The organism is Zhenpiania hominis (genome assembly GCF_014333425.1).
GTDB classification, from domain to species: domain Bacteria; phylum Bacillota; class Clostridia; order Peptostreptococcales; family Anaerovoracaceae; genus Hominibacterium; species Hominibacterium hominis.
Genome location: NZ_JACRYT010000005.1, coordinates 12,780 through 28,900, shown reverse-complemented (window position 1 = coordinate 28,900; position 16,121 = coordinate 12,780). Strand labels below are relative to the sequence as shown.

General features: G+C 47.7%; 15 protein-coding genes. 1 reads left to right on the top strand and 14 read right to left on the bottom strand.

Annotation, left to right across the window (positions count from 1 at the left end; genetic code table 11):
* Position 1: 1 nt before the first annotated feature.
* The 12 genes from H9L42_RS06675 to H9L42_RS06620 all read right to left on the bottom strand — a co-directional run bounded on the left by H9L42_RS06675 (position 2) and on the right by H9L42_RS06620 (position 10,429).
* A complete protein-coding gene (locus H9L42_RS06675) occupies positions 2-724 on the bottom strand; it encodes a tRNA (adenine(22)-N(1))-methyltransferase (protein ID WP_187302617.1) in 723 nt (240 codons plus the stop codon).
* 2 nt (positions 725-726) lie between these two features.
* The gene (gene rpoD, locus H9L42_RS06670) at positions 727-1,899 is read right to left on the bottom strand and encodes an RNA polymerase sigma factor RpoD (RefSeq protein WP_207734938.1); all 1,173 of its coding nucleotides are present in this window, start codon (positions 1,897-1,899) and stop codon (positions 727-729) included.
* A 4-nt stretch (positions 1,900-1,903) separates the two neighbouring features.
* Complete coding sequence (dnaG, locus tag H9L42_RS06665; RefSeq protein WP_187302616.1) at positions 1,904-3,655, bottom strand: DNA primase; 1,752 nt, start codon at positions 3,653-3,655, stop codon at positions 1,904-1,906.
* A 103-nt stretch (positions 3,656-3,758) separates the two neighbouring features.
* Positions 3,759-4,769, bottom strand: a complete 1,011-nt coding sequence (locus H9L42_RS06660; protein WP_187302615.1) for a deoxyguanosinetriphosphate triphosphohydrolase — start codon at positions 4,767-4,769, stop codon at positions 3,759-3,761.
* A gap of 7 nt (positions 4,770-4,776) precedes the next feature.
* Positions 4,777-5,769: an inorganic phosphate transporter gene (locus H9L42_RS06655; RefSeq protein WP_187302614.1), complete on the bottom strand. Its 993-nt coding sequence runs from the start codon at positions 5,767-5,769 to the stop codon at positions 4,777-4,779.
* Positions 5,762-6,385 carry a DUF47 domain-containing protein gene (locus tag H9L42_RS06650; protein WP_187302613.1) on the bottom strand — a complete coding sequence of 208 codons (624 nt, stop codon included), beginning with the start codon at positions 6,383-6,385 and terminating at the stop codon, positions 5,762-5,764. The genes H9L42_RS06655 and H9L42_RS06650 overlap by 8 nt, the downstream gene beginning before the upstream one ends.
* 76 nt (positions 6,386-6,461) lie before the next feature.
* Complete coding sequence (locus tag H9L42_RS06645; RefSeq protein WP_187302612.1) at positions 6,462-6,650, bottom strand: catalase-related domain-containing protein; 189 nt, start codon at positions 6,648-6,650, stop codon at positions 6,462-6,464.
* Positions 6,647-7,615: a catalase gene (locus H9L42_RS06640; RefSeq protein WP_187302611.1), complete on the bottom strand. Its 969-nt coding sequence runs from the start codon at positions 7,613-7,615 to the stop codon at positions 6,647-6,649. Before H9L42_RS06640 ends, H9L42_RS06645 begins: the two co-directional genes overlap by 4 nt.
* A 68-nt stretch (positions 7,616-7,683) precedes the next feature.
* The gene (dut, locus tag H9L42_RS06635) at positions 7,684-8,112 is read right to left on the bottom strand and encodes a dUTP diphosphatase (RefSeq protein WP_187302610.1); all 429 of its coding nucleotides are present in this window, start codon (positions 8,110-8,112) and stop codon (positions 7,684-7,686) included.
* 6 nt (positions 8,113-8,118) lie between these two features.
* Complete coding sequence (locus tag H9L42_RS06630; RefSeq protein ID WP_187302609.1) at positions 8,119-9,369, bottom strand: M16 family metallopeptidase; 1,251 nt, start codon at positions 9,367-9,369, stop codon at positions 8,119-8,121.
* A gap of 10 nt (positions 9,370-9,379) precedes the next feature.
* Positions 9,380-9,667 carry a DUF1056 family protein gene (locus tag H9L42_RS06625; RefSeq protein WP_187302608.1) on the bottom strand — a complete coding sequence of 96 codons (288 nt, stop codon included), beginning with the start codon at positions 9,665-9,667 and terminating at the stop codon, positions 9,380-9,382.
* A 93-nt stretch (positions 9,668-9,760) separates the two neighbouring features.
* Positions 9,761-10,429, bottom strand: coding sequence for a Bax inhibitor-1 family protein (locus tag H9L42_RS06620; RefSeq protein WP_187302607.1), 669 nt, complete (start codon positions 10,427-10,429; stop codon positions 9,761-9,763).
* Positions 10,430-10,628: 199 nt separating this feature from the next.
* On the opposite strand from H9L42_RS06620, the gene H9L42_RS06615 reads away from it, so the two are divergent.
* Positions 10,629-11,687 carry a hypothetical protein gene (locus tag H9L42_RS06615; RefSeq protein ID WP_187302606.1) on the top strand — a complete coding sequence of 353 codons (1,059 nt, stop codon included), beginning with the start codon at positions 10,629-10,631 and terminating at the stop codon, positions 11,685-11,687.
* 70 nt (positions 11,688-11,757) lie between these two features.
* On the opposite strand, the gene H9L42_RS06610 is transcribed toward H9L42_RS06615, so the two are convergent.
* Together H9L42_RS06610 and H9L42_RS06605 are read right to left on the bottom strand one after the other, a co-directional pair.
* On the bottom strand, positions 11,758-12,318 hold the full coding sequence (locus H9L42_RS06610; RefSeq protein WP_187302605.1) for a 5-formyltetrahydrofolate cyclo-ligase: 561 nt from the start codon (positions 12,316-12,318) through the stop codon (positions 11,758-11,760).
* 13 nt (positions 12,319-12,331) lie between these two features.
* Entirely contained in the window at positions 12,332-15,721 is a 3,390-nt protein-coding gene (locus H9L42_RS06605; protein WP_187302604.1) for an ABC transporter ATP-binding protein/permease, read from the bottom strand.
* Positions 15,722-16,121: the final 400 nt, after the last annotated feature.

Genomic DNA, 16,121 nt, shown 5'->3' with positions numbered 1-16,121 from the left:
TTTAAATACCTCCCAAAAGCGACTTGAGATACGCGATTCGCCTTTTTTCAGACTGTATCGCTTTCCGATCCGGCGTCCTGCTTTTCTGCAGGCCGGAAAGGATCCGCATCTCGACCGCAATTCTGTTTTCAATAAACGCTTTTGCCAGCGGCCCTGCCGTGCCAATCCACGGCGGCACCTCATATTCAATATCCTCCGGGCCGCAGCCTTCCAGCTTTCGAGAAACAGGCGCTCTGTCCCGCGTTCCTTCCGGCGCGGCGTTTATCACTTCGCAGATATATTTTCCCTCCCGCACCAGAGATTCTTTTTCAATCACAAATCCATTCTGCAGCAGCCAGTGCCGTAGAACTCCCTGACCGCTTCTCGGCTGCAGAATCAGCTTGGAAAAGCTTTTCGTCTTTTCCAGATCCTTTCCCAGAATTCGGGTCATGAGAATTCCTCCCATACCCGCAATCACCACATCATCCACTTCTCCTGCCGAAAGCACTTCCAGTCCGTTTCCCAAACGGAAGTCAAAGGGCTCTTCCGGGTAGAGCATCTTTGCGTTCACGCGGGATTTTTCTAAAGAACCGGCGCTCACATCGGTAAAAATCACCTTTGGTGAAATCCCCCGTTCCCAGAGATAAACAGGCAAAAAACCATGGTCGGTACCAATATCGGCCATGGTTTCCTTATTTCCAATCTGATCTGCAAGAACCTGCAGTCTGTCACTTAATTTTACCATACTTATTCCAGATAATCCTTCAGTTTCTTGCTTCTGCTTGGATGACGCAGTTTGCGCAGCGCTTTTGCCTCAATCTGCCGAATCCGCTCTCTTGTTACGTCAAACCGCTTCCCTACTTCCTCCAAGGTGCGGGCGCGTCCGTCCTCCAGGCCAAACCGCAGTTTGAGAACCTTCTGCTCCCGTTCCGTCAGAGTATCCAGCACTTCCACCAACTGTTCCTTCAGCATGGAAAACGCTGCTGCCTCTGCCGGAGCCGGTACATCCTCATCCGGGATAAAGTCTCCCAGATGGCTGTCCTCTTCTTCCCCGATAGGCGTTTCCAAAGAAACCGGTTCCTGAGCAATTTTCAGGATTTCACGCACCTTTTCTTCCGAAATTCCCATTTCTTCAGCAATTTCTTCCGGTGTTGCCTCCCGTCCCTTTTCCTGAATCAGCTGGCGGGACACTCGAATCAGCTTGTTGATCGTTTCCACCATGTGAACCGGAATCCGGATAGTTCTCGCTTGATCCGCAATCGAGCGGGTGATAGCCTGCCGAATCCACCAAGTGGCGTAAGTACTGAACTTGTACCCTTTTTTCCAATCAAACTTGTCAACTGCCTTGATCAGACCGAGGTTTCCCTCCTGGATCAGATCCAGGAACAGCATCCCGCGGCCTACATATTTTTTGGCAATGCTGACAACCAGACGCAGGTTCGCTTCACAAAGCTTCTGCTTGGCCTCTTCATCTCCGGCCTCCATTTTCTTCGCCAGTTCGATTTCTTCCTGCGCGGTAAGGAGCGGCACCTTTCCGATCTCTTTCAGATACATGCGAACCGGATCATCCACCGCGATCCCCTTGGGAATCGTCGCTTCCAAATCGATTTCCTTGGAATCGCCGCTTTCCGCGATTGCCGCCTCCACATCCGGATCATCGACATCCTCGTCCTCCAGCTCACTCAGTTCCAGCGCGTCCGGCTCGACTTCAGAAACAATTTCAATTCCCTTAGACATCAGCTGATCATAGAGATCGTCCATATCGTCTTTATCCAGCTCCATATTTCCCATATAATCTGAAATTTCCGTATAGGTGAGGGAACCCTTTCCTTTTGCTTTTTCGGTCAGTTCCTCAAGCAGCTGTTTTTTATCTTTCACCTGTTCCTGCATCGGTTCCTGCTGTACTTCTTTTTTTGCCATTTCTCTATCTACCCCCTACCGTTTTCCTCATCTTCTGGATATTCATAAGCTCCTGTGTCAACTCTCTTATTACTTCCTCGTTTTCTTCTTCATCCGCCATGGAAAGCCTTGTAATGAGCTCTTTTTCCTTATGCTCCAGCTCCCGTTCCTTTATGGCCCGGACGCAGTCCTGAAAAATCCGCTCTTCCTTATGAGCCAGACGCACATTATCCCGGATATCTTTCAGTATCTCCGCGTCTCCCGGTTCTAATAAATCCGCCAGTTTTCGGATATCAATTTCTTCCTCTTCCATATATATTTCCTGAATTCCACGGTAAATCCGTCTGCCGCTCTCCGAAAAAAACGCGGTATTTTCATAAGGCGCAAATTTCGGATAATAGCTGCTGCTCTGCAAAATCAGCTTAATAATATTTTTTTCCAGCATGCTGACTTCTCCGCCCGATTCTTCCCGTTCCGTCCGGCCTGCGGCAGGCTGATGGCCGCTCTGTTTTTCACTAGTATTGCCATTTATTTCAAGTCTTATAGCACCCTGTGAAATTTTTGTCTCTTCTGCCAGTTTTTTTATGTAAATATCCTGTTCTACAGGACTCAAGTCCGATAACACCCGCGCGGCCTGCCGGAGAAAATCCACTCTCCCCTCCGTGGTCGTTAAATCAAAGGATTTTCGCAGAAGACTCAATTTATAGTCCGCAAAGGGAAGCGCCTGGTCAATCAGTTTCAAAAAAGCCAGTTTTCCGTTTTTCTTCACAAATTCATCCGGATCTTTTCCATCCGTTACATGAAGTACCTTTACCCGGCAATTCTCCCGATGGAGGATATCCAGTCCGCGGAGCGCCGCGTTGATCCCCGCTTGGTCCGCGTCATAGGACAAAACCACATTGTCCGTATATCGCTTGAGGAGTTTTGCCTGATTCTCCGTAAGGGCCGTACCCAACGAAGCCGAAACATTCCGTACTCCGCTCTGGTAAAGGGACACGACATCCATATATCCTTCCACTAAAATCGCCTGATCTTCCCGTCCGATTTCCTGTCTTGTAATATTCAGGCCATACAGATTGTTTTTCTTTAAAAATACGCTGGACTCCTGGGAGTTCAGATATTTGGGCTCTCCTTCCCCCACAACGCGACCGCCGAATCCGATTACTTTTCCGCTGGTGTTCATAATGGGAAACATGACTCTGCCGCGGAACTTATCATAATATTTACCCTTCGACTGCGAAATTAACCCTAATTCCAACAATTTTTCTTTTTTAAATCCCATCGCGGTCAGATGGCGGTAAAGGCTGTCCCACTGAGAATCCGCGTAGCCGATTCCAAACTTATTAAGCGTTTCCGGCGCAATGCCTCTTTTTTTCATATAGCTGTAACCGGGATTCGCTCTTTCCCTCAAAGCCCGGAAAAAAAATTTCGCGGCCTCACGGTTAATCTGGTAGGCTTGTTCCTTATTTTCGCTTTTATGGAACCCCCGCCGCACGGTGATTCCGTATTCATCCGCCAGCTTTTCAACTGCCTGCATAAAATCCAGCTGATAATATTTTTCCACAAAGCTGAGGACATCTCCTGTGGCGCCGCAGCCGAAGCAGGTAAAAATCTGCTTTGTTTCAGATACAACAAAAGAAGGTGTCTTTTCATTGTGAAACGGACATCTGCCTTTATAGTTGCTTCCGGCTCGTTTCAGCGGAACAACCCTACCGATCACATCGACAATATTACACCTGCTTTTTATTTCATCAACTGTGTTGTTTCCTGCGCTCACGTTCTCTCCCTGTCAAAAAATATTCGTATCATAATCTTTTTCGACAAAAGTGCCCGGATTCCTTTTTTTTCGTGAAAATTTTTTTGAATAAATTTTATCTCTGTTATTTCCATCTCTTGGGGACAAACAGCTCGGTATAAAGGTTCACCGCGTACCGATCGGTCATACCGGCAATATGATCCTTGACCATTTCCTCAAGACCGAACTCCGGAACCATCTGGCGCAAATCTTCAGGGAGCTGATCCGGATTTTCAATATAATACTGATACAGAGATTTCAGAATATGGTTTATCTTTTCCAGTTCCTCATCCTTTTTTACCTTTCGATTGTGGTAGACATTTTCAAACATAAAATCCCGCAACAGCTCCATGTGCGTCATGCAGGTCCGGCTCATGGAAATCCGGTCTTTCTCAAAGCTATTTTCAATCAGATCGGTGACCAACGTATTAATACGGCCGCGATGCGTTTTCCCCAGAACCTCAATGCAGGCTTTGGGCAAATCAGATTCTGTAATCACACCGCTCCGCAGCGCGTCGTCAATATCGTGGTTGATATATGCGACCCGGTCGCTGATCTTCACGATCTGTCCTTCCAGTGTCAAGGGAAGTGTTTTTCCCGTATGATTTAGAATTCCGTCCCGGACTTCCTCCGTCAGGTTCATCCCCCGGCGCACCCCGTTGCTCTCCAGCACATCCACGACCCGAAGGCTCTGGACATTGTGGCGGAATCCGCCTTTATACAGATCATTAAGAACTTTTTCCCCATTATGTCCGAATGGCGTATGGCCTAAATCGTGACCCAGAGAAATGGCTTCCGTCAGATCTTCGTTGAGCCCCAGACTCCGCGCGATCGTTCTGGCAATCTGAGAAACTTCAATAGTATGAGTCAGGCGGGTTCGGAAGTGATCGCCTTCCGGCGCCAGAAAAACCTGTGTTTTATGCATCAGCCGCCGGAAAGACTTGGAATGGATAATCCGATCTCGATCTCTCTGGTAGTCCGTTCGGATGGCGCACTTTTCCTCCGGCACTTTTCTTCCCCTGGACTCCGCCACTTTCGCCGCGTACGGCGAAAGGATCTCATATTCTCTTTTTTCAAGATCTTCTCTCGTTATCATCGTTCACCTATACAAAAAACTGAATCACAAATACGGATAAACCTCCCAGAATCATGGTAATCGGCAGCGTTACAACCCATGCGATAATAATATTCTGGGCGATTCCCCATTTTACCGCGCTAATCCTCCGCGCGCTTCCCACACCCATTACGGATGTCGTGATAACCTGTGTCGTACTGATCGGCGCTCCCAGAAAGGACATGCTCTCAATTACCACAGCGGATGCCGTTTGAGCCGCGAATCCGCTGGCAGGCTGGAGTTTCGTCACTCCCCCTCCCATGGTTTTCATGATCTTCCATCCTCCAAGGGAGGTCCCCAGTGCCATCATACAGGCGCAGGCGGCTTTTACCCAGAGAGGAACGCCCGAACCGGGATCGAGTACTCCTCCGGTAATCAGCGCCAGTGTAATAATCCCCATTGTCTTCTGCGCGTCATTATTTCCATGAGAATAAGCTACCAGAGCCGCCGAAAAAATCTGCAGCTTTGAAAAGACTTTATTCGCTTTTGACTGGGACCATCCTGAAAAAAGATAAAAAATCAGCTTCATAAATCCGAATCCGATAAACAACCCGATAAACGGCGATGTGAACAGCGGAATAATTACTTTACGGATCACTCCGTCCCATAGAATATGTTCCGTTCCCATCGTAAACACAATGGTCGCGCCGATCAGGCTTCCAATCAACGCATGGGAAGAACTGCTGGGAATTCCCTTCCACCAGGTAAACAGATTCCATAAAATCGCGCCAAACAGAGCGCCTAAAATCACATACTGTTCCAGTGCCACATCGACCAGTCCGCTGGAAATTGTCATCGCTACCTTTTCGCTGACCATGGCTCCCACCAGATTCATGGCGGCTGCTAAAAGGATCGCTTTTTTCGGAGTAAGCGCTCTGGTATATACGGAAGTCGCGATCGCGTTTGCTGTATCGTGGAATCCATTGATAAACTCAAAAGCCAGCGCAACGATTACAACACTGCCTAAGATTCCGCTAAGCATATTTCATTACCACTCCTTCGACAATGTTGGCCACGTTCTCACAGGAATCGAGACTGGTTTCCAGCTGTTCATACAGATGCTTCCACTTAATCAGCTCAATGGGATCTTTTTCGTCACGGAAAAGATCCGTAAGGGCTTTTCTGTACAGGAGATCTCCCTCGTTTTCAATGCGGTTTACTTCCACAATCTGTTCATGGACGATGGTATTTTTCTTTACTTCCGACAGGTGCCGGAAAAGAACTTCCAGCTCCCGGATCGCCTGCATTATGTATTCTGCCATTTTCAGACATTCCGGTTTCAGCTGTTTCACATCAAATACGATAAAACGGTTGGCGACCTCTTCCAAAGAATCAACAATGTCGTCCATCTCCTTTGTTATATCATAAATATCTTCCCTGTCAAAAGGCGTAATAAAAGAAGCATTCAGAGCGGTCAGGATTTTATGCGCCTGCATGTCGCATTCTGTTTCCAGTACTTTAATGCCTGCCACTTTGTCTGCTACATTCTGATAATCCAAAACCAGTTCTATAAATGCTTCTCCAACTCTGACGATTTTTTCCGCGAACTCAATTAGCAGCTGAAAAAATTCATCTTCCTTTTTCTTGACACCGATCATGCATCATCCCTCATTTCTCTTTTGTATTAGATTCCTTACGACTCTTATCATAACACCCCCGGTATATCAAAGCAAATTAAAAATAAAATCTTTTTTCCAGTTTTTTTACAAGCTCCGGATCAACCTCCCCCATGAGACTTAACACAGCCTGCTGAATTTCCCGTGGCTCGAAAATGAGTCTTTCGGAAATATTCTCTGCAAGAACCTCTTTTTCTTCCTGTGTCATGCTCTGGTATCTGCGGGCTGCCTGTTTTTCTTCCATCATTTTGACGCACCTCTCTGCCTGCCTCCGTCTCTGTGGGCGAAATCCATAATTTCCAGAAATTCACGATTTCCAAATTCAATCCCCGGAACCAGATTCCCTGGCGCAAAACATAGTTTTTCACATTCCTCCGCGGAAAGAATAGAGTTGAGAACCATCTTTCCGATCTTCCTGCTGGGGCAAATTTCTTCCGGCCAATACAAGGTAACAGACAGGAAGTCAAATCCACAGTTTTCCGCCTGCTGCCGGTCCATCATCTGAACCTCCAATTCGTACGCGGGAAACCGCTTTTCCTCCACTGCCAGAGCCAGATCGGAAATACAGCAGTCCGGTGAGAAACCCGCCAGAAATTCTGCCTCCTGATATGAAATTCCCTTTCGTTTTTCATCGCCATTCCCACTTTCACTTAAAGGGCTCCACTTGTAGCGGACATATAAAGTCTCCCCGCGGCTGTTAATCCATTGATAAGTATTTACACTGTAGCCTTCCATAAACCGGTATGATTTCAGTGTTCCTTTATCTGAAAAAAGCCACATGGCCAAATTGACCGCTTCAGGGTTTTGAGATAAAAATTTCCAGAAGCCGCTGTCCTCCCCAGGGGTTCTGTTTATTCCTGTAAGGGACCGCACCATATCGGGAAACTGTGCCGGACTGCGAATATAATAACAGGGAAGATTGTGGCACAGCAGATCGTAGCTTCCCTGCCCGGTTTGGAACCGTACAGCAAACCCTCTCGTATCTCGAAGAGAATCTCCGCTTCCTTTTTCTCCCATAAGTCGTGAAAACCTTGCTATAACAGGTACTTCTCGCTGTGGATCTTGCAGGAAGTCTGCGCTGGTGTAATCAGAAAGAGGCATATATGGGGAAAATACGCCGCCTGCGGCGATGCCTTTCTGGTGAAGCAGCCTGGGTTTTGGATTTTTACTGTTCAGCTGGCTTATTTTTTCCAACAATAAAAAATCTGTCATCGTATACCACCTCAAAGTAATATATGCGACAGATTTTATTTTGGTTTCTGTTTGCGTCAATCGCTTTTCTATATGCCTGTATGCCCGAACCCGCCGTCACCGCGTTCCGTCTGCTGCAGTCTCGCGACAGGCTGCCAGGTAATTCTTTCGTACTTTGCGATAACCATCTGCGCGATCCGATCGCCGTCCTGTACGGTAAAAGTCTCCTGTCCCCAGTTGATAAGAGCCACTTTGATCTCTCCCCGATAGTCGCTGTCAATGGTCCCTACACCGTTGACAAGGCCGATTCCCTTTTTTATGGCAAGCCCGCTCCTTGCCCGGATCTGCGCCTCATATCCCGGTGGAAGTTCAATAAAGAGCCCCGTCGGAATCAAGGTCCGTTCTCCCGGATTTATCACAACCGGCGCGTCGAGACTTGCCTGCAGATCCATTCCCGCTGAACCTTCCGTCTCATAAGACGGCATCCGGCCTCTTTCACTTCGTATTTTAATCTCCATCAACGCTTATCCCTCCATTGCCTGTTTCATATCAAATGTTCCATTCGTTACCGCGGCGCCACAGTACTGATTCAGATCACAGACCAGATCCGCCACTCCCCTCATATCTTCCATGGTCACCCGGTTAAAGCCATCCACCACTTCCTCCGGCGTATGCACTCTGCGGCATACGGCCATGTTCTTTCCAATGGAAAACATTCTTCCGGTTACATTTTCCTGCCCGAAGATATAGGCGCTTTTCATCTGCTCTTTCGCCTTATCCAGTTCTTCTTTCGTAACGCCGTCCCTTTTCAGAATCTCCAGTTCTTCCCGGATTCCCCCGATGGCTTCGGCAATCTTATCGTGAGCAACTCCCGCGTAAATCTCAAAATAGCCTGCGCCGCTGAAGGAACTCGCCGCCGAATAGACGGAGTAAGCCAGCCCCTTTTCTTCCCGGATATTCTGGAAGAGGCGGGAGCTCATGCTTCCTCCCATAATATTGCTGAGAAGCCCCATAGCGTAATACCGGCTGTCCTCCAGGGAGACTCCCGGCACCGCAAGGCTGATATGGCTCTGTTCAATATCCCGGCTCTTCACTTTATAGCGCGGCTGATACCGCACAGGGACCGCCTGTTTTTCCGCTTTGGACGGCAGGAGTTTTACCAGTTTATCTTCAAACATGGACAGGATTTTATCCTCATCAAAGTTTCCGGCAATGGCGATCACAAGGCTGTCTCTGGTATATTCTCTGCGCAGATAACCGGTCAGCACATCCCGATCAATCCGCTCCAGCGTTTCCGGCGTTCCGATAATCGAGTTTCCGAGAGGGTGTCCCTGAAAAACCAACTCGCAGACTGTATCGTGAACATCATCATCCGGCGTATCCTGAATCATCTTGATTTCCTCACGGATGACACTCTTTTCCTTTGCCATCTCCTCTTCATCCATCCTGGAATTGAGAATCATGTCCAAAAGGATTTCCGCGGCCTGCTCCAGGTTGTCGGAAAGCGTTTTCATATAGTAACAAGTCGCTTCTTTTCCGGTAAAGGCGTTAAACTGCCCGCCGATCCGATCGACATCCGAAGCGATCTGCTTTGCGGTTCTCTTTTCCGTACCCTTAAACATCATATGTTCAATGTAATGGGATACCCCCGCGATTCGCGCAGGTTCATCCACCGCGCCGGCTCTTGCCCATATCCCCAATGCCACGGACTTTACATATGGAATCTGCTCCATCACTACGGTTGTTCCGCAGCTCAGTTTCTTTGTTTGAATCATTTTTTCCACCCTATTTTTTTCTCTTTATTTTTTCCATCAGCTCGTTTTTATAAAGGTATCCCGCGATCAGAAGAGCGACTGCAATCAGAGCGATGGTTCCCGCAGTCTTCCCAAACTTAAATTCAAAAAAATATGTTATAAACATGACTGCCGCGAAGAGCAGTACCACCAGTATAAAAACAGCAAGGCTGGCCCTTTTCGCCACGCCTTGTCTCTCCTCTTCCTCTTTTCGCGAGTCCTCCCGGAACACTTCATCCGGAAGGCGTTCTTCTGTTTTGGATGTTTCTTTTTTGTTCATTCTGACTGCGTCCTTTTTCTCCAATCTCTAACCGGTATTGTAACACAAAGGCCTCTTTGTGTCATCCTTTCCTATACAAGCCGCCGCTGCCTTTTACTGCCGATTGAGAATCGACAGAATCCGGATAAAGATATTAATAATATCCATATACAAATCTACAGCGCTGTCAATCGCATTATTTACTGTACGCGGATAAACGTTCGCCCTGGCCCAATCGTAGCCGATGTAGCCGGAAAACAGCAGCACCACCACATAATCAATAACCGCGAAATCCCGGCCCATTACAAAAACGCAAAACAACTCCACAACAAAAACCGCAATGAGGGTAAAGAACAATGCCCTTCCCATCTTAAGAAAGATATGAGGAAACGCCCCCGCGGCGATCATCATAAGTAATGTAATAATACCGGTAATCACTACCGCGTCAAAGACCCGTTCCGATCCGTAATAAGGCAGCAGTATCGTCAGCATGACCCCAAGCGGCACAACAATAAAGTTATAGCCCACGAAGCTTATAAATCCGCTCTGGCTCCTCGTAAGGACTGCCCCTATGATAATGCAGACAATATATCCAATGAGCAGTCCCCATTGGTTCATGTTGTCAAACGCGCCTTCGAACACTTGTATCATAAAAGCATTTACCGCAAATCCATACAGCAGCGTTCCTCCGATAATCAGATTATAGGCCCGCTCGCTGATCTGCCGACTGCCGGCCGGATTTTCAAATCGCATCTGTTTATTTTGTGTAAGATTTCCTGCCATCGCTAATCTCCTTTCCCTTCCCGCCACGGTCAAATCCGCGCGGTTCTTACGATAATAGTGTTTTATTATACCACAACTTTTCCCTGTTGTAACACAAATTTCACAAGTTTCATATACTATCCAAGAATCGTTAATTGCAATAAAAATTGCGATATGCGCCGCAGCACAATCTGCGGTATATTTAAGGAGGTAACACGATATGAGTTGTTTTGGCAATCGACCGGCGCCGGACCTCTATGAGAATTGCTGCAACGCCGGCAATCTTTGCAAATTCAGCGGTAAGCTTGAAGATGTTGTAAGTACGCCGATTTATGTGCAGAGCGTCTATGATGCTGTGCTGTTTAACCTTCAGGGAATGAAAACGGTGCAGGGACAGATGTTCTCGCCTAATATTCCCTGCGGGAGCACCATCAGCCGGGTTGTAGATATTCGCTGTAAGAGGTTCTTTAATCCATGCAATGTAGATGATCCCAGAAATTTGAATCTGGATGTGAATACCAGCATTTCCGGAGCGACCTTCCTGCAGAACGGCCAGGGAAATCCACTGGAAGTTGTAGGTCCGGACGGAACCCTTTCCGAAAAAATTCTTTACGCGGATACCAAAGAATGTGATGATAAATGTATGGGGACCCCCATCTTCGGCACCCAGAATGTAAGTATTACCGGAAATGTTCTGGTCTACATCGACCTGCTGCTGTGTGACAGATGCAATAATGAAAGTGTATGTACCGTATGCGCTGAGGTAAATGTGGCGACGTCTTCTCATCCTCTGGTTCTCACCAACTTCTTTGAAATCTGCATGCCGAGCGCAATCGACACCGCGTTCCTGCCGAGATTCACGGAGTTTACCAATGTCGCCTGTGAGGCCCGCCTCGCGACAAATAACTGCGGCAGAGATCTCAGCGTCGGTCCGGACGGAGAAGTCTGCGGAAACCTGATCATCGCCCTGTGCGTAAGCGCGGAAAAGAAAGTCGTTGTTCCTGTACAGCTCTGCGCGCTTTCTACAGGCTTCGCGGAAATTCCGACTCAGTCCAACCCCATCTGCACAACCTTCCCGGCTCTGTTCCCGAACCGGATTGGCGAAGCAGATACCGCGGAAAACTGTCCGGATTCCTGCGATCCATGCGACCCGTGCTGTGAACCCCGAAATGGAAGCGGCGGGAATCCGGCTTCCGGAGGAAACGGTCCTGCGGACTGCGGTTGCGGATGCGGAAATGAATGTACGCCGCCGAGACCGGAGCCCAGACACAGAAGATAGAAAAGAGCAGAGAATACCAGGCTGCCGCCAAATGCGGCAGTCCGGCATCTTTGCGCTTTCATTCCGGATCTTATTTTTCACATACTCCCCTTTCCGAAATGACCAGATCCATTTCTACATCATGGTGATCAATGGGGATGAACTCTTTCATCAACTTTTCTCTACACAAAACCACTTTTGTAAATTCCTTTTTTTCCAAGTACCGGTCGTAGTAACCGCCTCCGTATCCCAGCCGTTTCCCATCTTTCGTACAACACAGACATGGAACCAGTGCCAGATCGATCTGTTCGGGCAAAATCCGGCCGCATTCTTCTTTCGGCTCCAGAATTCCATACGCGCCTTCTTTTAACTGCTCCAGGCTTTCAACCCGGAACACTTCCATAATCCCTTTGGCCACGCATTTAGGAACACCTAAAATCTTTCCATTTTCTAAAATGTCTTTTAAAATCGGCATCGTATTGATTTCGGTTTTCGTTCCCACGTAGCAGAACACCGTGTCCGCCCTCTGATATTCCGGCAGTGCCCGGATATTTCTAAAAATCATCTCATCCGCGTCTTTACAGTAAGCTTCTGTTAATTGCGCTGCCTCTTTTTTTACGTTCTTACGCATTTCCTGCTTTGATTTTAACATCTTTTTTACCTGCTTATTCTGTCCGCAGCGCCGCCACCGGATCGCTTTTAGCCGCTTTTCTTGATGGAATCAGACCGCCAATCAAAGTCAGCAGTACGCTGAGAAGAATCAGAATCCCTGCCGCTCCGGCGGGCAGAACCGCGTTGATCTCATTACTATCCGCAATATGATGAATCACCATATTACCAGGAATCAGAATCAACAAAGTAAGTCCGATACCAATCAGACCTGCCGTCAGTCCGATAATAAAGGTCTCCGCGTTAAACACCTGTGAGATATTTCCTTTGGACGCTCCGATAGCCCGGAGAATACCAATTTCTTTCTTCCGTTCCAGAACGCTGATATAGGTGATGACCCCAATCATAATCGATGAAACAATCAGAGAAATCGCGACAAACGCAATCAGCACATAGCTGATGGTATCGATAATATCCGTAACCGAAGACATCAGCGCTCCTACCACATCCGTATAGGTGATAACCTGTTCCTCTTTTCCCGCGTCTTCCATCCGCTCATTATAATCATCTAAAATCTTTACAACCTGCTCTTTGCTTTCAAAGTCAATCGGATAAATGTCAATGCCACTCGGCGTGCCAAAATCCGCGTACCCCAGGGTCTTCAGGTTGTTTTCATAGCTTGCGCTCTGCGCGGAATTCATAGAAGCGAAAAGTTCCTCCAATTCCTCAGCATTCATGTTCATGCTGAAGGCATTGACAAAGGCCTGCGGATCCACTTTTATCGCTTCCTGGATATTTTGCCCAAGCTGTGTGGCCATAGTCCGCATAGAGTTTTCCATCTGGCCGCTGATCTGATTTACAAGCTTTTTCATAGCGGAAGTTATCTGCTTTTCCAACGCCTTCTGTACTGTTCCGGAATAGGAGGACATCATTTGCTCCATATACGTTGTAACCGCTCCGGAAATCTGTGTCTGCAATTCCTCATCATCCACCATATCGGAAATTCCCTGAGTAATTCGCTTCTGCGCGTCTTCGGTCTGCAGGTAAGCAAGGAAGGAACTTTCCATCTGTCCGGGATCCGGCTTGGCATGTTCTCCGGCATATGCCTGATAACCTTCCATCAGTTTTTCCGAAAGCTGGTCAAGCTGTTCCTGTGTCGCTTCCCCATCCGGGTTATTCTTAAATACATCCTCTGCCCATTGGTTTAGAATCTTCTGCGCGTCTTCGGTTCGCAGATACTCCTGAAATGATTCTCCCAGTTGAGAATAGTCGTTCTGGGAGTTTCCCGCCAGATACTGCTGATAGCCTTCTAACAGGCTGGAGACCATATCCTGCACCGCTTTATCGGCTCCGTCAATTTGAATCGTTTCTGACAGTTCGCTCATGTCCGGCGCCTCTATTTTAGAAAGAGACTTTGAAAGTTCATCCATATCCATCAGTTCTGACAGATCCAGAGATTTGCTCAGTTCCTCCGGATCAAATCCTCCAGAAGCTCCGTCGAGTCCCTTTTTCAGCGCGTTCTCATCAAAAGAAAACGCCTCCTGCAATGCTTTTTCATCTACCGCAAACAGCGACTGCATATCAAAATCATTTTCATTGTCATCCTTGCCAAAGGCTTTTCCGGTGAAAACGTTGGTATTCCGATCCGCCAGCTGCGCCTTTACAATTTTACTGTCCGCGGCCACCTCGATTATATGTTCTGTGAGGGATGCCGGATAGGCGATCCCCGTACTCAGAAGAGTACCGTTGGCGTCCTCGGAAGGTTGTACGATGCCTACAATTTTCAGGTCTTCACCTTCTTTGACCAGATTTTTTATATAAGCTTCATTATCCGATTTATCCCGCCAGATCCCGTATTGTCCGTCGTACTGGTAATAATCTTTACTGTGCACCAGCTTGAAGGTGATTCCCAGAATATCATCATAGGAGTAAGACCCCATATCCCCCGGGGTGTCAATTTCTTCTTCATCGATAAACTGCTGGATCATTTTCTCCAGTTCCACGGAATCCCGCAGTCCCAGCGTATACAAAAGGAAATCACTGATGCTTCCGTTGGCAGTAAGCACAAGCACGCATTCATTATAATTCTGCGGCCAGCGCCCCGCCTTTACATCGTACTGGCTTTCATAAAGACCGGAAGCTTTCGGCATTTCATAAAAAACGTCCGTTCCCATCATAGTGGACATCATACTACTGGAGCTTTCCGAGGATCCGAATCCCAGGGACTCAAAGGATTTATCCGGATTCACCTGCCGGACGCTGCCGTCATCTTTTTCACTGTAGATCTGCGGAGTGACATCATAAGAATACTCAATGGCATTGGTATAGTTTTCGATTTTGCTCTGTCCGCTGTCCAGATAGGACTTCAGAGATTCCAAATCGTTGGAGTTCATTTGGGAGAACATATCGGTCACCATCTGTATGACGTTGACCTGATCGGCTTGTTTTTCCTGTCCGCCGCCTCCAGCTCCTGTTGCCGCGCCCGCGGTCATCATGGAGGTAAGATCAAAACCGGTACTCTGAATCTGCAAAGGGTACTGGGAAAGAGTTTCTTCTTCCACATTTTTAATATAGTCGTTGACTCCTGTAGAGAGGGATAAGATAAGAGAAATTCCGATAATGCCGATAGAACCGGCAAAAGCGGTCAGAATTGTCCTGGCTTTCTTGGTCCGCAGGTTGTTAAAACTCAAAGACAGCGCCGTAAAAAAGGACATGGACGCTTTCCCCATGTTTTTATGTTCCGGAATCTGGTCATCCGAATCCTCGATAGTAAAGGGATCCGAATCCGACTGGATTTGCCCGTCCCGCAGATTAACAATACGGGTCGCGTATTGCTGCGCCAGCTCCGGGTTATGGGTTACCATCACTACCAGACGGTCTTTTGCCACCTCCCGCAGCAGATCCATAACCTGCACGCTGGTACTGCTGTCCAGCGCTCCCGTCGGCTCATCCGCCAACAGGATATCCGGATCGTTGACCAGTGCCCTGGCGATGGCCACCCGCTGCATCTGGCCTCCTGACATTTGACTGGGCTTTTTGTGAAGCTGATCCCCCAGTCCCACTTCCTCAAGGGCTTTTCTGGCCCTCTGCCGCCGCTCGGTTTTCCCGATTCCCGAAATCGTAAGAGCCAGTTCCACATTTGCCAGAACCGTCTGGTGAGGAATCAGGTTGTAACTCTGAAACACAAACCCGATGGTATGATTCCGATAGGAATCCCAGTCCCTGTCCTTATATTTTTTTGTAGAAATTCCATTGATAATCAGGTCGCCGCTGTCATAGCGGTCAAGGCCTCCGATAATATTTAAAAGCGTCGTTTTCCCGGAACCGCTGGGACCTAAAATGGCGACAAATTCATTGTCACGCAGGTTCAGGTCTACATGATCCAGCGCTTTCTGTACTAAGTCTCCTGTCCGGTATTCTTTACAAATCTGCCTGATCTGAAGCATGTAAAAATCTCCTTTTCCCGTATAAGCCTACATTATTATTGTATACTCTTACGGATGGATCAGGCAACCGGTTTTTTTTTAAGATTCTGCTTTATCACAAAAGACAAAAGAACGCTCCCTTTTTCCTATTGAAATGGTTCTCCGACTGTTACGGAAAAAAGAGGACAATCGTTTGCACGACGCCCTCTTTATTTCTATCACACACATCACTTAAATTCAAAGAAACACATGCTCCCCGGCGCAGACAGGATCCGATACCCAAACATCAGATAAATTCCCTTGCAGCCGGAAGCTGTTTTATAAATTTGCTTGCCTTTTAGCAAGCTCAAAACACAATACACTTAAGTACGATTCCCATTGCGTTCATCTTTTTTCTGCACCACTCCTTTCTTAAACTTCC